Raw genomic sequence first — 21,263 nt, 5'->3', positions numbered from 1 at the left:
TGTAAGGATACAAAGTTGCAAAAATCCTTTTCTTTTGGTCTTGCCGTATCCTTAAAACGGTCAACCATATTTTTGTAAAAATGAATCAAATAAACTTCGCTTCGCTCAAATTTGATTCTATATTTTTATTCAAAATGTTGACGCTCGTTTTAATGATAATGGCGCTTTGATTCGTGGTATTAGTTAATTCAGTTTTTATTATACAATTTGATTTCAGGTTCGGAATGTAATAAAGCCAAAGCTTAAATAGGGCTTCTCCATATAGTCCAAAAAAAAGCTTTGGATTTCTGGTTTTTATTACAACTTATTGAACCATTCATAATTCATTCTCAATTTGAATTGATAGGTACATTTCGGTTTTCTCTTCTTTTACGTCCAAGCTTTATTTTACAGCTTGGAAGCCGTGAACCTTGCGGTTTGTGACCAAAAGAAGCAAAAGTCTTTTATTGCGGCGATCTTTTAATCGGTCGAAGTACACTTTTGAAGCTACCTGATCGCGGTTCGGCAGGCTCACCGAACACCTGATCTGGTTACGCTTCATGCAGTGGTTCGACACTCGATAAAAAAATCATACCGCTGAGTTTATAGTTCTTTCTGTTTTCATATATACAAATTACTTTCAGCTTCGAAATGCAATAAAGCCAAAGTTTAAATAAGGCTTCTCCATGTAGTCAAAAAAAGCTTTGGATTTTTTATAATATCGCTTTTTAGATTGTCGTAATTAAACCATTCCGTTGTCAATTAAAAATGTAATATCTTCTTTTTTTACAATTGAAATTGGGCTTTATATTGTCTTTCTTTTTTTCTTTTACAATACAACCCCAAATTAAAACAATGATATACAAAATACTAACACCCCTAAAGTCCCCTCAAGGGGACAGTTTGTATCATACTAAAAAAAATTACAGTTTTCAATTAAATCTTACTCTTGCTATTTTTTCACTAAACAAAATAAATTATTCATTCTTTACTATTTTATACTAATGTATTCATGACTAGAGCTATGCGACTGAACGAAGTTAATCTTCGATTTCGAACAAGTTCTAAAATGCAAACGACAGTGCAGCATTCATGAGAACAAAAACAAAATAGAAACGCTCGAATAAAAGTCTTTTTTAATATTGTAATTTCTTTACTTATGAGACCCTGAATCAAGTTCAGGGTGACAGTGCATTGGGTTGTTTTGATTGGGAATTTATTGCTGAATGCTTGGTGTTTGGTGATCCCGACAGCAATCAGGACAAGATCTGTTGATTTAGCTTCGCTCTAAATGTAGTCCAAAAAGTACTTTTAGTTTGTTATTTTGACATTTTATGCCAAATGATGCCACGCAGTTCCCTCCCACAAAAAACAGTTTTATTTATGCACAACTTTGTCACGGGAAATCCTATATAAGTTGCAACAAAGAGGAACCACAAACATTTTATTCATTTTAAAACTTAGAAATTATGGCAAACCAAGATGGTATTTTTAAAATTAAAGGAACCCTGGGTGGAGTTACCTTTTACAAGACTAAGGACGGACACCTGGTGCGAGAAAAAGGTGGGATAGACAAAAAGCGTATGGCGAAGGATCCCGCATTTAAACGCACCCGTGAAAACGGAAGTGAATTTGGAAGGGCAGGTACCTACGGAAAGTACCTTCGTAGCGCATTCAGACCCATGTTAAACAACACATCAGACAAACGTGTGGTAAGCAGGCTGGTCAAACAGCTGATGGCGCTTATTAAAACCGATACGGTTAACGCCCGTGGGGAACGCACTCCGGTAGCAGGTGATTTTGAAATGTTGCGCGGATTTGATTTTAACAGCAACGGACTATTGGGTAATACCCTTTATGTACCTTACAATGCAACAATTGATCGTGCATCGGGAGCTGTAAGCTTAGAATTACCGGAACTGGTTCCCGAACAGATGATCAGTGCACCAGCTGGTACCACACACTTTAAGATCGTGACAGGTGCTTCTGAGGTAGATTTCCAAGCGGGTAACTCATTAACGGTTTACACCGGAACGGCTGAAATTCCTTGGGACAATACGCCAATGGCTGCCTTAGCGCTTGATCTTGCATTAACACCGGCAAGCACACTCCCGCTGGTACTGCTTTTAGGTGTGGAATTCTATCAGGAAATCAATGGCGTGTTCTATATGTTGAACAACGGTTCGTTTAACGCCTTGGCTATTGTAAACCTTAACAAGCAGTAGCATGCTGGTACTTAAACGCATTTATCTGGCAACAGCCGTACATGGCGAACTTACCCTAAACGGAAAACACATAGCCTACACCATAGAGCTACCGTGGCAGGACAACAAAAGGCGTGTTTCGTGCATACCCGAAGGAACCTACGTTTTACGGAAACGCTATTCAGAAAAATTCAAATGGCACTTTGTACTTCTTGATGTTCCCAACCGTAGCTACATACTGCTACACCCTGCCAATAATGCGCAAAAAGAACTGCAGGGATGTATTGCACCAGTAACAAGAATTACGGGCGAAGGACAAGGAATCCAATCACGAAAGGCATTACAGGTGCTTACAGATGCATTGGAACCTTACCGTAAAAGCGGATCAATAAAATTATGTATAACCTCTAACAATTCAGAATTATGAAAAATAATCAGGTAATGGATCGTGCAATGGCACCAACTCCAAAATTCTTTAAAACCCTACGAACCGTTGGTTTGGTACTAGCAGCCGTAGCAGGTACTATTTTAACCGCACCTATTGGGTTACCGGTAGCAGTTGTAAATATTGCGGGTTATCTGGCAGTAGCCGGAGGTGTTCTTTCTGCCGTATCACAGATCACGGTAGATGATGCCAAAGTCGCTGGAAAAAATGCCGGCAATGGCTGAAGGCAGAAGCTGGTTTATGGGTGGGATGCTGCTTTCTTGTTCGTACAGCCTGTTGCAGACAGACGTATTTAAGACGGTTGTGCTGGCAGTAATAGGTACGCTGACAAGCTACCTGTTTGGCAAATTGCTGGCGCTAGCAGCTAAATGGCTGCGTAAGAAAAAGGTTTAATTAAGTAAGGGATTGTCTCGAAAGAGGCAGTCCCTTTTTTGTTGAACTGTTGATGAATTGATGATCCCGTATCCGGGACAAGTTGTGTTATAAAGCTAGATAGTTAGAAGGTGAAATGGTTAGAAGGTGAAATGGTTATAAGATTACGAGGTCTATTACCGTAATTGTAGTGTTGATTTAGTGATTTGCTAAAAGCTGATTCCTGATTCCTGATTTGATGATTTGGTATAAAGCTAGATAGTTAGAAGGTTAGAAGGTGAAATGGTTATAAGATTACGAGGTCTATTATCGTAATTGTAGTGATGAGTGGATTAATTGGTGATTTGATGATTTGGTATAAAGCTAGATAGTTAGAAGGTTAGAAGGTGAAATGGTTATAAGATTACGAGGTCTATTACCGTAATTGTAGTGATGAGTGGATTAATTGGTGATTTGATGAATTGATGAGTTGATGAGTTGATCCCGATGGCTCGGGACAAGTTTTGTTGATGAGTTGATGAGTTGATGATTTGATGATTTGGTATAAAGCTAGATAGTTAGAAGGTGAAATGGTTATAAGATTACGAGGTCTATTACCGTAATTGTAGGTTGATCCCGATGGATCGGGACAAGTTACGTTAATTCGTTTATATGCTGGATGTCTACTTAGGTTAAAGTATTTTTTAACCTAAGATTACATAATTATCACAAAATGTAATGGATGGTTAGAGCGGATGTCATTTACCACAGATTCACAGATGATAAGAACTTTATAAAATACTGGTAAAATAATTTACACGGATGCTGCATGTGGTACATTCAGCTTTTGATTCTTGATCCGTTGATCCCGATAGCTGGTCAACATCAAATATAGGTTTACAACACCAATATTAATTTTCAGTTTCGCGATTTAATACACTCAAAGCTTTGATGGTGTTTCTGCACAGAGCAAAAAAAACTTTAGGTTTATTATTTATTTTTTGCTTGACCTATTCAGTTTTCTATACTGAATCTGCTAAGGCAAGAGAAGTTTTAAAACACCATACCTAATTTAAATTTAAGCGGTTGGATGTTGTAACCCTTACCATTGAAAAATGTGTATTGTATACTGTAATGCTAAATGACTTTAAGTTTAAGGTTACATAAACTTTCGTTAATAAAGATAATTCCTCAACGGGATCTAACGCAGTTCGAAAATAAATTATTATTTTTGAGTAATAAAAAAAATTAAATTATGGATATGACAGCCCAAATAAAAAAGAATTTAATTTCAAGAATTAAAGAATCTAAAGATTTGAATTTTCTAAATGCGCTTCAAACAATATTTGATTCGTCAGAACAGGCTTTATACCAATTATCAAAAAATCAACAATCATCTATTGAAACAGGTAGAAACGAAATTAAAGAAGGAACCTTTCATAATAATGATGAAGTAATTTCAGAAATGAGAAAATGGCTAAAAAAATAATCGTTTGGTCAGATACTGCAAAAATTCAATTTTCAGCTATTTTAGAATATTACGTTGAAAGAAATGGCAATCAAAATTATAGCTTAAAATTACTTGATGAAGTTGAAGGTTTATTAAATACACTTTCAAATTCTGAACTGATAGGTAGGCTAACTTCTAATAAATTTACACGTGTAATTTCAATTAAAGTTTTCCTTATTTTCTATGAAATAGATGGAAATAGAATTGAAATTATAGCATTTTGGGATAATCGTCAAGATATTGAACGTAGGAAAGTAAAATAATTACATTTTCAAACAAAATCTAATCACGCGATCCAATATTTTAATTATAGCTCATAAAATGGAAAGTTTACCATTTATCTTTATAACTTGTGCGCCCTCCTTGTCAAGCAAGTGGTGAAAGGGCGCTGCAAAATTTCTATTGCTAAGTATTAATCTTTTCCCTTTTTAATCAAAAAATCTAATAGGACTATCCACTCATGTCATGCTGCATCCACTAAAGCGAGACAAGCTATGCAGCATCGCATCATTACTTGTGAGCCCCCTCACTTCGATACTTCGACAACACTTCGATACTTCGACAACACTTCGATACTTCGACATGCTCAGTAACCGCAAGCTCAGTGAACAGCTCACTAACCAAAGGCTCAGTGACCAGCTCAGCAACCAAAAGCTCAGCAACCAAAAGCTCAGCAACCAAAAGCTCAGCAACCAAAAGCTCACTAACCAAAAGCTCACTAACCAAAAGCTCAGTGAACAGCAAGGGGTGACGGAGAGCTGACACTTTTGTATATTCTTTATTATTCAATTTATATACATTTGTTTTTTTTCTACTTTTACATTTAAAAACAAACACTCCACCAAGCTGACCATGTTTCCTTGGGTTGAAGTATATTAATGCCTGCTTTGTTTTCTAATTGCTGATTGTGCGTTTCAAAATCTGAAAAACCTGCCCAAGGTTCTAAACAAAGAAAACCTGAATCTTTAACTGTCCACAATCCAAAATACGGAAAGTTCGCAAATGAAAATTCTAAAACAGATGCATCATCTTCATTCAACAAAGTAATCTTATCAGACTTCATATTCAATAGCACCAACGCATCATTTTCAAATAACTTGTAATCTAAGGGGAGTTTTTGGTCCTTCAACACAACATTTTGTTTCGCTGTGGTAAGCAAACCATCTTTTAAATTGTTTGCTTTTAATTCGGTATCTTTATTAAAATGCAGGCTGTAGTTGTTAAAAGCTGCTGCAATCTCCCCTACTTTAAATGCCGGATGTGCGCCTAAAGAAAAGTACAGCAAATCTGTAGCCGATACATTTTTAACGGTATAAGCTACTTCCAAACAATGATCTTTTAAAGTGTAAATGATCTGTAATTTAAATAAAAAAGGATATACTTTGAGTGTTTCTTCCGTTGCTTCTAAAGAGAAAATTAATTGCGAATCGGTTAGTTCTTCTGCCACAAAATGGTAATCTCTAGCAAAACCATGTCGGGGTAATTGGTATTCTTTTGCTTCGTAACCATACATTCCGTTTTTTAATGTACCTACAATAGGAAATAATACCGGGCTTGACTTAGCCCAGAAATCTGGGTTTCCTTGCCATACTATTTCTTGTTGCGTTGCTTTATTAACTAGCGATTTTAATTCGGCTCCTTTTAAAGCAATTGCTATTTTAAGATGTTGGTTTTCTAAGTGATAGGTCATTGTTTAAAACTGTTTGTTATATATTTAGAATTGTTGAGCTGATTATTTTATCATTTGTTACATCCCCCTAGCCCCCTTCAAAGAAGAAATCGGTATTAATGTTTGGGTGTTGGGTGACTGATGCTTGGTGTAATAATTGTGTTAGTAGGCACATCCGTATAAATCCTCATAAAACTTACTCCTGGTTTTATCCGTCTAATTAAATCATCGACTTGGGGGGTAACTTGGGGGGTGACTTGGGGGGTGACTTGGGGTGACTTGCTTATAATAGTTATTTTGTGATTGATGCATTCATTAATAAAAAGTAAAAACCTCCAAATTAATCTGGAGGTTCTGGTCTTATTTTGAAAATACTTGTTTTATTTTTTTAGCAATTCGCTCGCGTTCTTCATTGGTTAAATTCGAACCCGAAGGCAAGCACAAGCCATTATCAAATAATTTTTCTGCTATATCCGAACCGTAATATGGTGCATCTGCAAAAACAGGTTGCATGTGCATTGGTTTCCATAACGGGCGTGATTCAATATTGTCTTCCAACAAAGCCAATCTTAAATCTTCTCTGGTTTTACCTGTTATAGTAGCATCAACAATAATAGCAGACAACCAATGGTTAGAGTAATAATCTGTACTTGGTTCAACAAAAACAGTGACTCCCTCAATATCAGCAAATAAATCTTGGTAAAATTTATTCATCGATCTACGTGCTTCTACTCTATTTGCTAATACTTCCATTTGTCCGCGACCAATTCCTGCTACAATATTACTCATACGGTAATTGTAACCGATGTGCGAATGCTGGTAATGAGGCGCATTATCACGTGCCTGTGTTGAAAGAAAAACCGCTTTATCTTTATCTTCTTGCGTATGGCAAACTAATGCCCCACCACCAGAAGTTGTAATGATCTTATTTCCATTAAAAGACAACACACCAAAACGTCCGAACGTCCCACAAGCTTTATCTTTATAAGTTGAGCCTAAAGCTTCGGCAGCATCTTCAATTATAGGAATTTTATATTTTTCAGCGATTGCAGTAATTTCATTCATCTTGGCGGGCATGCCGTATAAATGTACCACAATAATTGCTTTCGGTTCTTTACCTTTTGCAATTCGATCTTTAACCGCTTCCTCTAAAGCAACCGGACACATGTTCCAAGTATCTTTTTCAGAGTCGACAAAAACCGGTGTTGCTCCACAATATGCAATTGGGTTTGCAGAAGCAGAAAAGGTCATAGACTGACAAATTACTTCATCACCATACACTACTCCACATTCAATCAATGCCAAATGCAACGCTGCTGTACCCGCAGAAAGAGCAGCTACTTTAACATCTGTATTTAAAAAACTTTCTAAATCTTTTTCAAAACCGTCTACATTTGGACCTAAAGGTGCTACCCAATTGGCATCAAAAGCTTCGTTTACATATTTTTGTTCGTTTCCGCCCATGTGCGGTGAGGAAAGCCATATTTTTGTGTTCATTGTGTCTGTTTTATTGTTGTGCAAATTTATAGTAATATTTTAATACTTAAACTCTCTAAGGCTTACAAACTGCACAAGCAGTGTATCCTGATTCTTTTGCTTTAGATTTTTCTATTTCTTTTTTACTATTCTTTAAATAACGGCAACTTCCTTTATGGTACTTCTTACCCGTTTTGGTAACGTACACTATTTGTTCTTTGGTTGCAATCGTTTCTATTAATGGTTTACTTCCACTAACGGGTACAAAACCTGAGAAAGATACCCAAAGACTAACAACGAAAAGAAAGAAAAGGTTTTTCATGGTTATTTAATTTTAATGATTTTACCCGGATTTCCAACAACCGTAGCACCATCAGGAACATCCTTAATAATTACAGTTCCAGCTCCAATTGTACACCATTTTCCTATCGTTATACCCTGAATAATTGATGCTCCTATTCCAACATGCGTTCCTTCTCCAACTTCTACATTCCCTGCTAAAGCGGCATTAGGAGATATATGTACAAAATCTTCTATGATACAATCATGATCTACGGAAGCATTGGTATTTATAATACAATGTTTACCTATTTTAACTTCGGAATTAATAGATACTCCAGCCATCACAACAGTTCCTTCAGCAATTTTACATCTTTTAGATATATTTGCAGCGGGATGAATTAATGCATTATAAGAGAAGTTGGTGTTTTCATAAACTATTTTTTTTCTTACTATATTATTGCCGATGGAAATTACCACTTCAATAGGTGACTGCGGAATATCATGTATTACACTATATTCTAACAATTTAGATTTATTTTCATCCAAATCTATAAAAGCTGAAATAATGATATTGCTTTCTTCTGCAATTTCAGCAACTACTTTTCCATGACCACTTGCTCCGTATAAATACATAGTTCAATTATTTCCGTTAAACGCTTTGGCTGTTGCTTGACCTTCCTGCGTAATACCTTCGGACTTAAACACTTTTTTAAAAGTCATAAAAAAAACTTTTAGATCTGTTTTAAAGCTTAGATTATCTACATACCAAACATCTAATTCAAATTTTTTTTGCCATGAAATAGCGTTACGACCGTTCACTTGTGCCCAACCTGTAATTCCTGGGCGAGCATCATGCCTTCTTTTTTGCTCTGTATTATATAGAGGTAAATATTGTGGCAATAAAGGACGAGGACCTATTAAAGACATATCTCCTTTTAATACATTGATTAATTGAGGTATTTCATCTAACGATGTTTTTCTAACAAATGCTCCTATGGGCGTTAAACGCTCTGCGTCTGACAATAAATTCCCATTTACATCTTTTCTATCGTTCATGGTTTTAAACTTAATAATCTTAAATATTTTTTTATTTAAACCAGGACGTGATTGAAAGAAAAACGGTTTTCCTTGATTTGCAAAAAACAAACCTATCATTATCACGAGGAATATCGGACTTAATAGTAGCAAGCCACAAAAAGCAGCTAAAAAATCGAATATTCTTTTAAAATAATTTTTATACATTCTATTCCTTACCTTTATTTTTATATTCTTTTATTAAATAATTATATTCCTCTAACAAGGCAGTCCAAACTACGGTCTGCTCATAACGTGATTGAATCATTGGTCTTGCGTTCTGTTGTAGTTGATTGTAATACTCTTTATTACTGTACATTTTTTTCATGGCTACCACAACCGAATCTATATTTTTCACAGGTATAATTGTACCGTTTTCTCCTTCAATAATAATTTCATTACAACCATTAATATTAGAAACAATGCTTGGTAATTCCATAGCACCTGCTTGCATTACCACATTGGGAAATCCTTCTCTATAACTTGGGAAGACTAAAACATGTGAAATCGCAAAATAGGGTCGGACATCTTTTTGGAATCCAACTGAAATGATATTAGGATTAGCTTCAATTTCTTTAAGTGTTTTTGCTTGCAAAGGATCTAATTCAGTTTCTAATGAACCAACTAATAAAAGTTTTGCATTAAAGGTGTCTAATTTTGAAAATGCTTCAACCAATTCATTGACTCCTTTGTCTCCCACTAATCTACCTACAAAAACAAATACAAAGTCATTGCGTGTAATACCTAAATCTTGTTTTAACTGTGTTTGCTCTTCAGTTGAAATTTGAGTTTTTGAAAAATATTCTAAATCAATACCATTCACGTTTCCATTTGCTAAAACCTTTAACGGTTTAGAAGTGATGTTTAAATTAATTAAATCATTTTTAACTCCATTTCCTTCAGGATAAATATTTGTTGCTGCCCAACAAAGTAATTGATCCATCTTAATTAACAATCTCTGCATCATTCCAGTTCGAGTTGGAAAGATAAGACCTGTAAATGTATGCATTCTTATAGGAACTCGTGCCATTTTTCCAGCAAGCATACTTAATAAACCTGCTTTAGGAGTAATAGAGTGAACAATAGTTGGTTTTTCCTTCTTAAATTGCTTATATAATTTAAAGACGGAGACTATATCCTTCAAAGGATTAATTCCTCTCTCCATATTTACGCTAGCTGTTCGAATACCTTCCCTTTCTTCAATCTCACATAATTCATTTCCTTTAGAAGATATCCCAATTATTTCAAAATGCCGAGATAAAAACTCTAATTGTCCTTTTAGCAAAACATTTAGCGACAAAGGGATTGTTGATGTTCTTAAAATCTTCATAACGACTTATATAAAAAGATTAATTTTTCAACCATAATATTCAAATCATAATTCTGTGCTTTGGTAATACCATTTAAAGCAACTTGATTATAATATTGGATATTTTCTAATGACAATATTTTTTCTTTTAAATCAATTTCATTTCCTTTTTGAAATAATAAACCACCATTACCAATTACATTATTTAAACCTGGTACATTTGAGCCAATTGTGGGTATTTGACAAGCCATCGACTCGGCAGCTACAAGACCAAAGCCTTCCCAGTTTGAACTTAAGACAGCAATATCGCACATTTTAATTATAGAATAAACATCTGAACGATTACCTAATAATTTTACTCTTGAAGATAAATTTAAATTATGAATACAATTTTCAATCGAATTTCTGTTCGCACCATCTCCAATAAAAATTAAATGATAGTTATTCGGCAGTAGTTTTAAAGCTCTTAATAGTGTTTTATGATCTTTCTGGTCTCTAAACGCAGCAGTCATTACAATTAACTTATGATCATTACTATATCCAAAATCAGAGCGCAAATGGGGAATCGTTTTATTTATTATATTTAAATTAATACCGTTTTCAATGACTTGTAACTTTGATTCTGGTATTTCTAATTTTTGTATTAAAGCTTCCCTAACTTCTGAAGTAATACAAATTATTTTTTTATAAAACTTGTAAATTATTTTTTCAATAAATTTAAAAGATTTTCTTTCTAACCGTCTATTGGTTGTGTTATGTTCAGTAAAAATTAATTTAGCATTGGAAAGGGAAATTAATTTCGCTATGACAACAAAATATTGAGCTGGAAAAAGGTGGACATGAATTATGTCATACTTGAAAATAATAGGTACCATTTTAAAAATATTTAATGGATTATAGAGAGAATTCCCTAAACTATAAATTTTACAACAATTTAAATTATTCAATTCATGATATAGGTGACTTTTTACTCCGTCTAATAAAACTAGATCAACCTGATATCCTTTATCAATTAATAAAGGAACTGTTTCACGAACTAATTTTTCTGCACCTCCTATTGAAAGACTATCTATTACTTGTAGAATTTTCATAGCTAAATATCCCTATTTAAATAATAATAATATCTTGTCGATTCTCTATCTGATTCATTATCTTCTTGAAATATGTTGTTTGTGTATTCATATAAAATATTATTATAACCCAGATATGTTCTAAGAAATAAAAAACTAAAAAGTATTAATTGCACAATTTTAAGTTTAATGAAAAATAATTTATTGTAAATAAAATAAATAATTGTAAAAATATATCCAAATAAAAACAAATTAGCAAATCGATTTATAAATGTTTGTGATGTACTAAAAAATAAGAACACAAATACATAAATATAAAACATATTAATAAATACTGGCTGCAAATCTCTAACTGTACTATTTGCTTTATTATAATTAAAACTATAAAAAACGTATATAAAAAAACAAATCTTCTCTAAAATTCCAAAACTTAATCCATATGAGATTTCATCCTTGGACACTGATTGACCTAATAAAATTTGAAATCTTCCTCCCAACAACTGTGCAAGAGCCTCAATAAAAGATTTATAAAAGTTTATTTGTAAAACATATATAACCAATCCTATTAAAAATAAGCACATTAAAAGTTTTTTTGACAATACTTTTTTTACAAGAAAAATTAATAATAAAAAAACTATTGATGATAGATGGAAAAGACTAGCAATTACAATGTAAAAAAAGAATTTTTTATTATTATCTTCTTGTAAATGTTTTATCCCAAGCATAACAATGAGAATAGCGGTAAAATTTCTCACAAGATCTATTATAACAATTGGAAAAAGTGCTATTAAGATTATATAAAATAGGGAGATATAAGTAGCATATTTATCTAATATTTTTTTTAATAAAATTGTTTGAATAAATGTAATAAATAAAATAAAATTACTGTAAGACAGCGAAAAATATTTACAAATTTTCACTAATAGATTAAAGCCTTCTTCTAGATTAGACACATATATATAATCAATCCCAATATACTCATATTCAAGCTGATAATTATACCAATCAGAGCCGATTAAACCTCTAAAACCAAAGAAAAACAAAAAAAGAACAGCACTTGTAACACTAATTTTTTTTCTACTATTAGGAAAATAGTATTCTAAAAAAAACAGTATGCTAAAACAAATTAAAAGTAATATATATGGTAAACTATACATAAATTTTATATTAATTGATAATATAAGTTATTCATATCTGTACTATTAAAAAATTCATCAGAATTCTTAGAAAAACTATCATAGTTAGCATCAATCAGCATAATTGCTTCAGCAATAGATTTGCCATCCATACTATTAATAGCAATACCACATTTAGAACTTGTAAATATGTTTTTTAAAGCTGGAATATCATTAGATACCATCGGAATTCCATATTTACTATATTCAAATATTTTATTTGGGGCACAATATAATGTATTTAATGTATTTTCAATATTCTGACCTTCAGCATTATAAACTAAAAGTCCTATATGAGCCAATTTTGTAATGCTTAAATGATGTGGAGCTGGTATGTATGGCAAAAAGAGAATCCTTTCACTTTCATATTTTGATTTTAGTTTTCTTTTATAATCATTATCACTACCCATCAAACAAATAATAAAATCATTTGAAAGATATTTGATTGATTCACAAAAATCATCTAATTTTCTTTCGGGATAATTGAAGATTCCTTGATATAAAATAATTTTTTTTCCAACTACTTTATTTGTAAATTCTTTAATGTATTTATTACTAATAACGTCATCATTAATCAAAGGTTTATTAGGAATTATAATTGGAAGTTTTTCGAGCTGAAAAAATGATTTAGTTATATGTGCTCTATTATATTCACAACAGACTACTTTTTTGGCAGCATTTAAGGCTTTTGAATAATTAATAGTTGGTGATAACAATTTATAACGAAAACTTACATTAAATGTAGGCATTTCAAATAAATATAAATTAGATTCGTACTTATATACTAAACGATGTAATAGCCATATACATTGTTCACCGAACAACCAAAGTTTAGTTTGGCTTCCGTAATTCTCTTCAACGATATTATGTACTTTTTTCTTGAAAGTAAAATATTTCGCTGTTTTTATTATTGGATTATCATCGATATTATTAACAATTACATTAATATAAATTCCACCTTTGGCTTTAAAGTCATTCAAATAATCTTCACTACTACAGTATCCAATTAATAGAATATCTTTCTTCTGATAAAATAAATAATTAATTACAGATAAAATGGGTGGATATTTTAAAATATCGTGTTCAAAAATAAGAATATGTTTCATTTTTATTATAAATGTTTAATGAAGCTAATAATTCGTTCACACGCTTTACCATCACCATAAGGGTTGTGTAATTCTGACATTGCAGTATAATATTCCGTATCTGCCAAAAGTTTATTTGTTTCTAAAACAATTTTTTCTACATTAGTACCGACTAAAATAACAGTACCTGCCTCAACCGCTTCAGGACGTTCTGTTGTATCACGCATGACCAATACCGGCTTACCTAAACTAGGAGCCTCTTCTTGGACACCACCAGAATCAGTAATAATTAAATAAGATTTCTTCATCAACCAAACAAATGCAGGATAAGGCAAAGGGGTAATTAATTTAATATTGTCTATATTAGAAAGCAACTCATATACTGGTTTTTTAACATTTGGATTTAAATGAACAGGATAAATTATTTCTACATCTTTGTTACTGATAGCAATTTGTTTTAATGCTGTACAGATATTAATAAAACCTTGACCGTGATTCTCTCGTCTATGACCAGTAACTAATATTAGTTTTTTATTAACGTTAATAAGAGATTTAAGCAGTTCTATCTCTTCATTTTGCATATCCATTACTCGATTAGCACTATCTAAAAGAGCATCAATGACCGTATTACCAGTTACCAAAATATCCTTTTCATCAATATTTTCTTGTAACAAATTATTTTTAGAATCGATAGTTGGAGCAAAATGATAATCACAAATACGTCCTGCAATTTGCCTATTTATTTCTTCAGGAAAAGGCGATCGCTTATCATTAGTACGTAATCCCGCTTCAACATGACAAACTTTTGCTCCACTATAAAAGGAAGCAATACTTGCTGCCATTGTAGTTGTGGTATCACCATGAACATAAACAAAATCTGGTTTAAACTGATCTAATACATTTTTTAATTCATTAATAATATCAGCAGTAAGGGAATGTAAATTTTGATCAGGTTTCATTAAATTCAAATCAAAATCAGGTTTGATTTGAAAAAAATCTAAAACTTGATCTAACATTTCTCTATGTTGCGCTGTTACACAAACTTTTGTTTCAAATTCATTATATTTTTTAAATTCATTAACTAACGGTGCCATTTTAATAGCTTCTGGACGAGTTCCGAATATTATCAGATTTTTCTTCATTTTTTCTTTTATTTTAATATTGCTTTAAATAAAAAGTCTGAAAAATAAATAAAGTTCTTACTCAATAGTAATGAAATTAGATTTCCTTTAAGACCATTATATTTAAACATTTTTTTTATTCTTTCATATTGGGTCTTTTCAATATTATTTATTAAAGAGACTCTTTTCTTTTTTGAATAGCCATTACTTTGATTGTAAATAGAAAATAAGATTCTATAGGCATGCTTCGAAAACTCTTTATATATTAAAGGAATAATATGAGAAGTCCTATATCCAAAATGCTCAAACGTATTTATTGAATTAAAAAAAATGAGTTTTTCAGCTAAAATTTCTTCTTCTACTTTTTTATAACTAGTTGATAAAGAATTTGATCTTCGAAAATAAACATAATTAGTTTTTTTTCTAAAGCTAATGCTTTTACAAAAATTTAAATAATTTAAAACGAAAACATAATCTTCACCAATATTAATATTTTCATCAAATTCCAGATCATTCTCAATAATAATCGATTTTTTAAATAATTTGGAAATTGGTGATGAAAGACAAAGCAATGGTATATTATCTAAAATTTTTGCTTCTTGGACATCCACTTTAAAACAATCTATTTTAGGTATAACAATTTTTGTACATTTATTCAAGACTTCCTCAATGATAAACCCATTAATAACAATATCTGCAGAATCAATTAAATCTTTAATATAATCTGGCTTAACAATATCATCAGAATCAACAAAGCAGATAAATTCTCCAGTTGCTTTTTTCACCCCGAAATTTCGAGCGTAACTTACACCACTATTATTAATATTTAATAGTTTAATTCTATTATCTCTGACTGCAAACTCCTTCAATACAAACTCTGAATTATCAGTTGACCCATCATTTATAATGATTAATTCAAAGTTTATGTATGTTTGGTTTAATATTGATTCGATACAATCATTTATGTATTTTTCAACATTATAAACAGGAACAATTACTGATACTAACAAATCTACCTATTTAAATATTTAATTTTAACATCTTTAAAAATTTCAAGAAATTGTCTGCCGAATTTCAAATCTGGTTCTAAATAATTACCTTCTGCCCATTCATTCCAAGACTTTACGAAGATCAACTTATTCTCTTTTTTTGATACATTCTCAAATACATATTCTATATGTTCTTTAAATGATTTTGGTGTATAATTTGTTAAGACAAGTCCTTCTTTACCACTTCTTGGGGTATGATCCCATCCAGTAATTAAACTAGGAATAACATTTTCTAAATTGTCAATAGTATTATTATAAAAATACTTCGACGCTTTGCTATAAGTAAAATAATTTGGCCTTCTTAACATACGCTTAATAAATTTATTAGCAACTCTACTTAATAAATTATCATTTTTCATAAAATCAACAATTCTAACAGTATTCACCGCATCAAAGCCTAAGTTTAATACTTCATCATAAGATTGGTCAAGATTGTTAATATGACCAATAAAATAAAAGTCATTCAAATCATTTTCTTTTGCTAACGCTCGCCACATTCTAATAAAATCTTTTATAGAACAATCCGCCAGGGGTTTATAAATTAAAAAAACTAATTTTTCTTCAATTCTTAAATATCTTTTATCTTTAAATGTATCTAACATTGTATAAAAATGATTAACAATATCCTCTTTTCCTGGATACAATTGTTCGATTAAAGTATTTCTATTCTTCAGTCCATGTGCAAAACCTTTCCAAGATTCATTTGCCCACCCCAAACAAAAAGGAAAATCTGGTTCATTAATAGCAACCACCTCATGTAATGGGCGTTCTAATAATCTTTTACCATTTCCAAACCAATAGTGCCAATAACAGAAAGCATCAATACCATGTTCTTTAGCCATTTCAGCTTGTGCTTTTCTTGTTTCTGCAACTCTTAAATCATAATATCCTAAATCTTTTGGAATTCTAGGTTGGTAATGAGTCTTAAAATACTTCTTTGCCTTACCTACATTTGTCCATTCTGTAAATCCATTCCCCCACCATTTATTATTGTCTTCTACAGGATGAAATTGTGGTAAATAAAATGCAATAGCTTTTATGTCTTTCATTTTTTTAATATTAGTTTATAATAATGTCTTGTATAACTTAATGTATTTCTCTCTTTAATTAATAATAAAAGAAAATAATACGCTATAAAAAAAACAATACAATATGTTAGAAAATAAAATATACTTATCTGGGCTAATTCTATTACGTCAACTTTAAACAAGATAAAACCGAACAAACCAACAAATAAATTTGCTACTATTATTTTTTTTATATTTTTATAATTAAAAGTTCTTAATGAAGCATGTTTTATTGAAAAATAAAAAATAAGAAAAATACCCAAAAGTTCTGCTAGCACTTGTGCTATTGCTGCCCCATTTTGTTTAAATAAGTTAATTAAATAAAAATTTAAAAAGAAACATAATATTGCTGAAATAGTAACAGAGATTGTATAATATTTTTCCTTATTTTGCGGGTATAAAACAAGGTAACCAAAAAAATATGCTAAACCAACTAAAACACAAACTGGAGAAAGAAGTTGCATAGTTAATATTGATTCCTTAAAATCTTCACCAGCCATAAAATGAATAATACCGTTTGCCGAATATATAAAAAATGGTACAAAAGGTAGCGAAATAAGTAATATTAATTCTAATGATTTATTTAAATATTCAAAATACTTGTTTTTGTCTACTTCCCATAAATTTGACAATCTAGGCAATAAAACAGCACCTATTGTCACAATAAAAAGTACTACATACCTCATTAATTTATTTGCTACGGAATAATAACCTACATATTTATCGCCTTGAAGATAACCTAATAAAAAAGTATCAATTATTTGATAAAGACTTACTGATATAGAAGCTATAAATATTGTTAATGCTGGCATTAAATGTCTTTTAAAGTTTAAATCTAAAAAAGTAGTTTTATTTATAGAAACATGTTTTCGTAACCTTAAAAGATTAAAAAAATTTGAACCTGCTGCATTGAGGACTAAAATAAAAGCATAATACAAATAATCATCTGCGCTCTTAACTAATAAAAAAAGCAAAATTAATGTTATTATTCTAATAACTACAAATCTTACGGTAATATACAATTGATCTTCAATCCCTTGATAAAACCACTCAATGCCTAAATTGGTTAATAGAATGCTAGAACTTAATATAATTACTAAACTTTTGTAATCTATAAATATATCAGTAAATTTAATAAGGCAAAAAATTGCCAAATAAGATAAGAATGTAGTAAATATTAAGATTACTAAAATTTCGACTACATTTTTACCTAAAGCTAAAGGATCATTTCTATGTTTGGCGATTTGTCTAACTGCATAGACAGGAATCCCTAAGGCTGAAATTAATAGAAAATAACTTATAATTGAATTTATATATTCAACCTTTCCAATACTTACTGCCCCTAGAATTTTATTAATATACGGCATCGTTATAACACCAATTAATGTTGTAGATAAAATACGAGTAAGGCTTAATAGATAATTAGTTTTTACACTTCTTATTTTCATTTACTATTACTTACAAACATTAATTAAATATTGCCCATAACCACTTTTTTTCAATGGTTCCGCTACTTTTTGTAATTGATCTTTATTGATATAGCCCATACGGTAAGCTACTTCTTCAATAGCGCCAATTTTCATTCCCTGGCGCTCTTCAATTACCTGTACAAATTGTCCTGCCTGCATTAAGGAAGCAAAAGTTCCTGTATCTAACCAAGCCGTTCCGCGGTCAAAAACACCCACACGTAATTTCCCTTGTTTTAAATATTCTTTATTTACATCGGTAATTTCATATTCACCGCGTGATGATGGTTGTATGTTTTTTGCAATTTCCACTACCGAATTATCATAAAAATACAAACCTGGTACTGCATAGTTTGATTTTGGTTGTGTAGGCTTTTCTTCGATAGATAATACGTTGTTATCCGCATCAAATTCCACCACTCCATAACGTTCGGGATCGTGCACCGGATAAGCAAATACTACTCCACCATCTTCTTTTGTGCAATCCTGTAGCAATTTACTCATTCCACTACCATAGAAAATATTATCTCCTAAAACCAATGCGACCTTATCGTTACCAATAAATTTTTCCCCGATCACAAATGCCTGAGCCAAACCATTAGGCTCCGATTGTTCGGCATATTCAACACGACAACCGATCTGAGAACCGTCACCCAACAATTTTTTGAAATGTGGTAAATCGTGAGGTGTAGATATGATCAATATTTCATTGATACCTGCCAACATTAATGTTGATAACGGATAGTATATCATTGGTTTATCATAAACCGGCATCAATTGTTTACTAACTGCCAATGTTAATGGGTGTAAACGGGTACCGGATCCACCGGCTAAGATTATTCCTTTCATGATTTTGTTGTTCTATGGTTATATAGTTATATGGTGAAAAGGGTATAAAGTGTAATTGTGTTACATATTATATAGCTCTTTTCATTTATAATTATGTTTTAATTTAACAATAAAATCTTCAATTTCAAATTTAACTGATGATTTATTGAATTGATTATTTGTTTATTTGAAAAGCAATATCAAATTTCGATCTTATATTTTTAATTCCTTTATTCTCGACTTAGCCTGTCTTGACAACTCGACTACGCTCGATGTGACAACTAGTCGAAAGGCTCGAACTGACAAGGATTTTACTCTGTAAGTTTTGTGGCTTCTTTTTCCACTACTTCTTTTCGTAAACCCGAACTTGAAAAGCGGTGGTCTCTTGAATTGAAATATAACTCGATTTCTTTTTCTTCGCAATAGGCACGTCCTGTGAAATTTTTGTCTTTGTATTCGTCACCTAAAATACGGACATCAATTTTAAATGAACGTAAAATATCTTCTAAATCCTGTTCGGTTGCATAAGGTATTACCTCATCTACAAACGAACAAGCCTTTAACTGAATGTAACGTTCTACAACTGTTTGTATCGGTTGATTTTTTTCAGGACGATCAATAGTAGGGTCTGTTTGCAAACCACAGATTAAATAATCACATTGACGCTTTGCATCTTCCAACATCTTTATATGTCCGGCATGCAATAGATCAAATGCGCTAAAGGTTATTCCTATTTTCATAATGTTTTTTTCTTGTCAATATGTTGAACTGTTGATTCGTTTTTTTGTTTTTTTGAATTTATAAATTTTTGATATTCAAAAATCAACCGCAACAATTCTTTTTCTGTATTTTTATCTTGGTCTGCCAAATAACTTAACCATCTCTTTTGAAACCTTGAACGAAATTCAATGCTATCACTACATTGTATTGTGTTTAATTTAGTGATAAAATCTTCAATTTCGAATTTCATATCCTTTTGGTTATATGGTGAAATGGTTATAATGGTAAAATGGCTAATATTTATGAGACCCTGAAACAAGTTCAGGGTGACAACCGTCTAACCGCCAAACAACACCATACCGTTTGCCGACAATTGCTGATTGTAATAAAACAAAACCTTACGGTGTACAATTTCCTCTATTTTAGGGATGATGCTGGTGGTGTACGCTGTATTAATGGTGTTACCTACCACATTTACTTCAATTACTCCACTGTCTACTCCTTTTGCATAATCGCCAATTAATTCTATCACCTCCACATCGCCCATACGTTCCAGAATCTGTTCTACAATGGTATCTAATCCCAAATATTTATGCACTACCTGTTGCAACAATTGAAACATGGGATGCTGGGTATTGGCAGCATACGATATTTTGTTACTAACCTCTTTTTTCTCTAGGTAACCGGCATCAGATAAATGATTCAGCTCCTTACGAATGGCGTTGGTAGATTCGTTAAACTCCGTCGCCAAACCACGTAAATATCCTGAATTGGCAGAAGTTACAAAAAACTTCACCAATAATTTTATACGGGTTTTGGAGGTAATTAACAGGTCTAACATGATTTCTTAAAACGAGCAGTAAAAGTACTCTTTTAAATTTAACAAACAAATATTTGGGGAAAAAATTTACAGTTTGGTAATGTGGAGGGGTGTTTGGTGCGGGGTGCTGGATGTGCCTTCGAGAACATTTCGATACTTCGATACTTCGACAGGGCTCAGTAACCGCAAGCTCAATAACCGTGCTACGATGAACTCAGCAACCACCTCAGGCACCGTTCGAGAACGCATTTTGTTCCCTGAGGCACTCGAAGGGAACGGCATAATAGCTACTTCAATACTCGAGAACATTTCGACAAGCTCAATAACCGTGCTTCGATGAACTCAGCAACCACCTCAGGCACCGTTCGAAGGATTTTTTACCACGGAGGCACAGATTTTTATGTAAGTTGACAGATGTTTGATGCTTGACGTTTTTTTTCTGTAAAGCGTATTACTGTATATTGTAGTGTTGTAGTGTTGAATCGTTGATTTGTTGATTTGTTGATTTGTTGAACTGATGATGTGATGATTCGTTGAGACGTTTAAGTAATGAATTAGCTTCG

24 protein-coding genes are annotated in these 21,263 nt (G+C 31.9%); 6 read left to right on the top strand and 18 right to left on the bottom strand.

Annotated features, from left to right (window positions below; all coding sequences use genetic code 11):
• Positions 1 to 1,562: 1,562 nt before the first annotated feature.
• From EG242_RS13620 to EG242_RS13600, 6 genes are all read left to right on the top strand, one after another.
• Positions 1,563 to 2,204, top strand: coding sequence for a hypothetical protein (locus EG242_RS13620; protein WP_317124950.1), 642 nt, complete (start codon positions 1,563 to 1,565; stop codon positions 2,202 to 2,204).
• A gap of 1 nt (position 2,205) precedes the next feature.
• Complete coding sequence (locus tag EG242_RS13615) at positions 2,206 to 2,610, top strand: DUF5675 family protein (protein ID WP_124900413.1); 405 nt, start codon at positions 2,206 to 2,208, stop codon at positions 2,608 to 2,610.
• A complete protein-coding gene (locus EG242_RS13610; protein ID WP_124900412.1) occupies positions 2,607 to 2,852 on the top strand; it encodes a hypothetical protein in 246 nt (81 codons plus the stop codon). Before EG242_RS13615 ends, EG242_RS13610 begins: the two co-directional genes overlap by 4 nt.
• A complete protein-coding gene (locus tag EG242_RS14870) occupies positions 2,845 to 3,021 on the top strand; it encodes a hypothetical protein (RefSeq protein ID WP_158608879.1) in 177 nt (58 codons plus the stop codon). The genes EG242_RS13610 and EG242_RS14870 overlap by 8 nt, the downstream gene beginning before the upstream one ends.
• A gap of 1,213 nt (positions 3,022 to 4,234) precedes the next feature.
• Positions 4,235 to 4,468 (top strand): hypothetical protein, encoded by a 234-nt coding sequence (locus EG242_RS13605; protein ID WP_124900411.1) that lies wholly within the window; start codon positions 4,235 to 4,237, stop codon positions 4,466 to 4,468.
• A complete protein-coding gene (locus EG242_RS13600) occupies positions 4,453 to 4,752 on the top strand; it encodes a type II toxin-antitoxin system RelE/ParE family toxin (protein WP_124900410.1) in 300 nt (99 codons plus the stop codon). The genes EG242_RS13605 and EG242_RS13600 overlap by 16 nt, the downstream gene beginning before the upstream one ends.
• Positions 4,753 to 4,999: 247 nt before the next feature.
• Here EG242_RS13600 and EG242_RS13595 read toward each other — a convergent pair whose 3' ends face one another.
• The 18 genes from EG242_RS13595 to EG242_RS13510 all read right to left on the bottom strand — a co-directional run bounded on the left by EG242_RS13595 (position 5,000) and on the right by EG242_RS13510 (position 20,721).
• Positions 5,000 to 5,278, bottom strand: coding sequence for a hypothetical protein (locus EG242_RS13595; RefSeq protein ID WP_124900409.1), 279 nt, complete (start codon positions 5,276 to 5,278; stop codon positions 5,000 to 5,002).
• A 34-nt stretch (positions 5,279 to 5,312) separates the two neighbouring features.
• Positions 5,313 to 6,179 carry an aldose 1-epimerase family protein gene (locus EG242_RS13590; protein ID WP_124900408.1) on the bottom strand — a complete coding sequence of 289 codons (867 nt, stop codon included), beginning with the start codon at positions 6,177 to 6,179 and terminating at the stop codon, positions 5,313 to 5,315.
• A 339-nt stretch (positions 6,180 to 6,518) separates the two neighbouring features.
• The gene (locus EG242_RS13585; RefSeq protein ID WP_124900407.1) at positions 6,519 to 7,655 is read right to left on the bottom strand and encodes a DegT/DnrJ/EryC1/StrS family aminotransferase; all 1,137 of its coding nucleotides are present in this window, start codon (positions 7,653 to 7,655) and stop codon (positions 6,519 to 6,521) included.
• Positions 7,656 to 7,710: 55 nt separating this feature from the next.
• Positions 7,711 to 7,956: a hypothetical protein gene (locus EG242_RS13580; protein ID WP_124900406.1), complete on the bottom strand. Its 246-nt coding sequence runs from the start codon at positions 7,954 to 7,956 to the stop codon at positions 7,711 to 7,713.
• A gap of 2 nt (positions 7,957 to 7,958) precedes the next feature.
• Complete coding sequence (locus tag EG242_RS13575) at positions 7,959 to 8,549, bottom strand: acetyltransferase (protein WP_124900405.1); 591 nt, start codon at positions 8,547 to 8,549, stop codon at positions 7,959 to 7,961.
• Between the two features lie 3 nt (positions 8,550 to 8,552).
• The gene (locus EG242_RS13570; RefSeq protein WP_124900404.1) at positions 8,553 to 9,158 is read right to left on the bottom strand and encodes a sugar transferase; all 606 of its coding nucleotides are present in this window, start codon (positions 9,156 to 9,158) and stop codon (positions 8,553 to 8,555) included.
• 1 nt (position 9,159) lies between these two features.
• Positions 9,160 to 10,320: a glycosyltransferase family 4 protein gene (locus tag EG242_RS13565; protein WP_124900403.1), complete on the bottom strand. Its 1,161-nt coding sequence runs from the start codon at positions 10,318 to 10,320 to the stop codon at positions 9,160 to 9,162.
• Positions 10,317 to 11,390, bottom strand: coding sequence for a glycosyltransferase (locus EG242_RS13560; protein ID WP_124900402.1), 1,074 nt, complete (start codon positions 11,388 to 11,390; stop codon positions 10,317 to 10,319). Before EG242_RS13560 ends, EG242_RS13565 begins: the two co-directional genes overlap by 4 nt.
• Before the next feature lie 2 nt (positions 11,391 to 11,392).
• The gene (locus tag EG242_RS13555; protein WP_124900401.1) at positions 11,393 to 12,526 is read right to left on the bottom strand and encodes an EpsG family protein; all 1,134 of its coding nucleotides are present in this window, start codon (positions 12,524 to 12,526) and stop codon (positions 11,393 to 11,395) included.
• Positions 12,527 to 12,531: 5 nt separating this feature from the next.
• A complete protein-coding gene (locus tag EG242_RS13550) occupies positions 12,532 to 13,650 on the bottom strand; it encodes a glycosyltransferase (RefSeq protein WP_124900400.1) in 1,119 nt (372 codons plus the stop codon).
• A gap of 5 nt (positions 13,651 to 13,655) precedes the next feature.
• Positions 13,656 to 14,771, bottom strand: a complete 1,116-nt coding sequence (gene wecB, locus EG242_RS13545) for a non-hydrolyzing UDP-N-acetylglucosamine 2-epimerase (RefSeq protein WP_124900399.1) — start codon at positions 14,769 to 14,771, stop codon at positions 13,656 to 13,658.
• 8 nt (positions 14,772 to 14,779) lie between these two features.
• Positions 14,780 to 15,760, bottom strand: a complete 981-nt coding sequence (locus EG242_RS13540; protein WP_124900398.1) for a glycosyltransferase family 2 protein — start codon at positions 15,758 to 15,760, stop codon at positions 14,780 to 14,782.
• Between the two features lie 2 nt (positions 15,761 to 15,762).
• Complete coding sequence (locus EG242_RS13535) at positions 15,763 to 16,848, bottom strand: glycosyltransferase WbsX family protein (RefSeq protein WP_124900397.1); 1,086 nt, start codon at positions 16,846 to 16,848, stop codon at positions 15,763 to 15,765.
• Positions 16,845 to 18,314, bottom strand: coding sequence for a flippase (locus tag EG242_RS13530; protein ID WP_124900396.1), 1,470 nt, complete (start codon positions 18,312 to 18,314; stop codon positions 16,845 to 16,847). The genes EG242_RS13535 and EG242_RS13530 overlap by 4 nt, the downstream gene beginning before the upstream one ends.
• Before the next feature lie 6 nt (positions 18,315 to 18,320).
• A complete protein-coding gene (rfbA, locus tag EG242_RS13525) occupies positions 18,321 to 19,181 on the bottom strand; it encodes a glucose-1-phosphate thymidylyltransferase RfbA (protein ID WP_124900395.1) in 861 nt (286 codons plus the stop codon).
• 290 nt (positions 19,182 to 19,471) lie between these two features.
• Positions 19,472 to 19,900 (bottom strand): adenylyltransferase/cytidyltransferase family protein, encoded by a 429-nt coding sequence (locus EG242_RS13520; protein ID WP_124900394.1) that lies wholly within the window; start codon positions 19,898 to 19,900, stop codon positions 19,472 to 19,474.
• Positions 19,897 to 20,130: a hypothetical protein gene (locus tag EG242_RS13515; RefSeq protein WP_124900393.1), complete on the bottom strand. Its 234-nt coding sequence runs from the start codon at positions 20,128 to 20,130 to the stop codon at positions 19,897 to 19,899. The genes EG242_RS13520 and EG242_RS13515 overlap by 4 nt, the downstream gene beginning before the upstream one ends.
• An 87-nt stretch (positions 20,131 to 20,217) precedes the next feature.
• Positions 20,218 to 20,721: an ArsR family transcriptional regulator gene (locus EG242_RS13510; RefSeq protein WP_124900392.1), complete on the bottom strand. Its 504-nt coding sequence runs from the start codon at positions 20,719 to 20,721 to the stop codon at positions 20,218 to 20,220.
• Positions 20,722 to 21,263 lie beyond the last annotated feature (542 nt).

This window comes from Paenimyroides viscosum, assembly GCF_003858535.1.
In the GTDB taxonomy this organism is placed as follows: domain Bacteria; phylum Bacteroidota; class Bacteroidia; order Flavobacteriales; family Flavobacteriaceae; genus Flavobacterium; species Flavobacterium viscosum.
Note: the sequence above shows the minus strand (reverse complement) of the source record. Positions and strands in the feature narration are given on the sequence as shown.

Excerpts from the sequence above, each read along its gene's own strand:
- EG242_RS13620 (WP_317124950.1), top strand. The coding sequence starts at position 1,563 with ATGGCGAAGGATCCCGCATTTAAACGCACCCGTGAAAACGGAAGTGAA.
- EG242_RS13615 (WP_124900413.1), top strand. The coding sequence starts at position 2,206 with ATGCTGGTACTTAAACGCATTTATCTGGCAACAGCCGTACATGGCGAA.
- EG242_RS13610 (WP_124900412.1), top strand. The coding sequence starts at position 2,607 with ATGAAAAATAATCAGGTAATGGATCGTGCAATGGCACCAACTCCAAAA.
- EG242_RS14870 (WP_158608879.1), top strand. The coding sequence starts at position 2,845 with ATGGCTGAAGGCAGAAGCTGGTTTATGGGTGGGATGCTGCTTTCTTGT.
- EG242_RS13605 (WP_124900411.1), top strand. The coding sequence starts at position 4,235 with ATGGATATGACAGCCCAAATAAAAAAGAATTTAATTTCAAGAATTAAA.
- EG242_RS13600 (WP_124900410.1), top strand. The coding sequence starts at position 4,453 with ATGGCTAAAAAAATAATCGTTTGGTCAGATACTGCAAAAATTCAATTT.
- EG242_RS13590 (WP_124900408.1), bottom strand. The coding sequence starts at position 6,179 with ATGACCTATCACTTAGAAAACCAACATCTTAAAATAGCAATTGCTTTA.
- EG242_RS13585 (WP_124900407.1), bottom strand. The coding sequence starts at position 7,655 with ATGAACACAAAAATATGGCTTTCCTCACCGCACATGGGCGGAAACGAA.
- EG242_RS13580 (WP_124900406.1), bottom strand. The coding sequence starts at position 7,956 with ATGAAAAACCTTTTCTTTCTTTTCGTTGTTAGTCTTTGGGTATCTTTC.
- EG242_RS13575 (WP_124900405.1), bottom strand. The coding sequence starts at position 8,549 with ATGTATTTATACGGAGCAAGTGGTCATGGAAAAGTAGTTGCTGAAATT.
- EG242_RS13570 (WP_124900404.1), bottom strand. The coding sequence starts at position 9,158 with ATGTATAAAAATTATTTTAAAAGAATATTCGATTTTTTAGCTGCTTTT.
- EG242_RS13565 (WP_124900403.1), bottom strand. The coding sequence starts at position 10,320 with ATGAAGATTTTAAGAACATCAACAATCCCTTTGTCGCTAAATGTTTTG.
- EG242_RS13560 (WP_124900402.1), bottom strand. The coding sequence starts at position 11,390 with ATGAAAATTCTACAAGTAATAGATAGTCTTTCAATAGGAGGTGCAGAA.
- EG242_RS13555 (WP_124900401.1), bottom strand. The coding sequence starts at position 12,526 with ATGTATAGTTTACCATATATATTACTTTTAATTTGTTTTAGCATACTG.
- EG242_RS13550 (WP_124900400.1), bottom strand. The coding sequence starts at position 13,650 with ATGAAACATATTCTTATTTTTGAACACGATATTTTAAAATATCCACCC.
- wecB (WP_124900399.1), bottom strand. The coding sequence starts at position 14,771 with ATGAAGAAAAATCTGATAATATTCGGAACTCGTCCAGAAGCTATTAAA.
- EG242_RS13535 (WP_124900397.1), bottom strand. The coding sequence starts at position 16,848 with ATGAAAGACATAAAAGCTATTGCATTTTATTTACCACAATTTCATCCT.
- EG242_RS13530 (WP_124900396.1), bottom strand. The coding sequence starts at position 18,314 with ATGAAAATAAGAAGTGTAAAAACTAATTATCTATTAAGCCTTACTCGT.
- rfbA (WP_124900395.1), bottom strand. The coding sequence starts at position 19,181 with ATGAAAGGAATAATCTTAGCCGGTGGATCCGGTACCCGTTTACACCCA.
- EG242_RS13520 (WP_124900394.1), bottom strand. The coding sequence starts at position 19,900 with ATGAAAATAGGAATAACCTTTAGCGCATTTGATCTATTGCATGCCGGA.
- EG242_RS13515 (WP_124900393.1), bottom strand. The coding sequence starts at position 20,130 with ATGAAATTCGAAATTGAAGATTTTATCACTAAATTAAACACAATACAA.
- EG242_RS13510 (WP_124900392.1), bottom strand. The coding sequence starts at position 20,721 with ATGTTAGACCTGTTAATTACCTCCAAAACCCGTATAAAATTATTGGTG.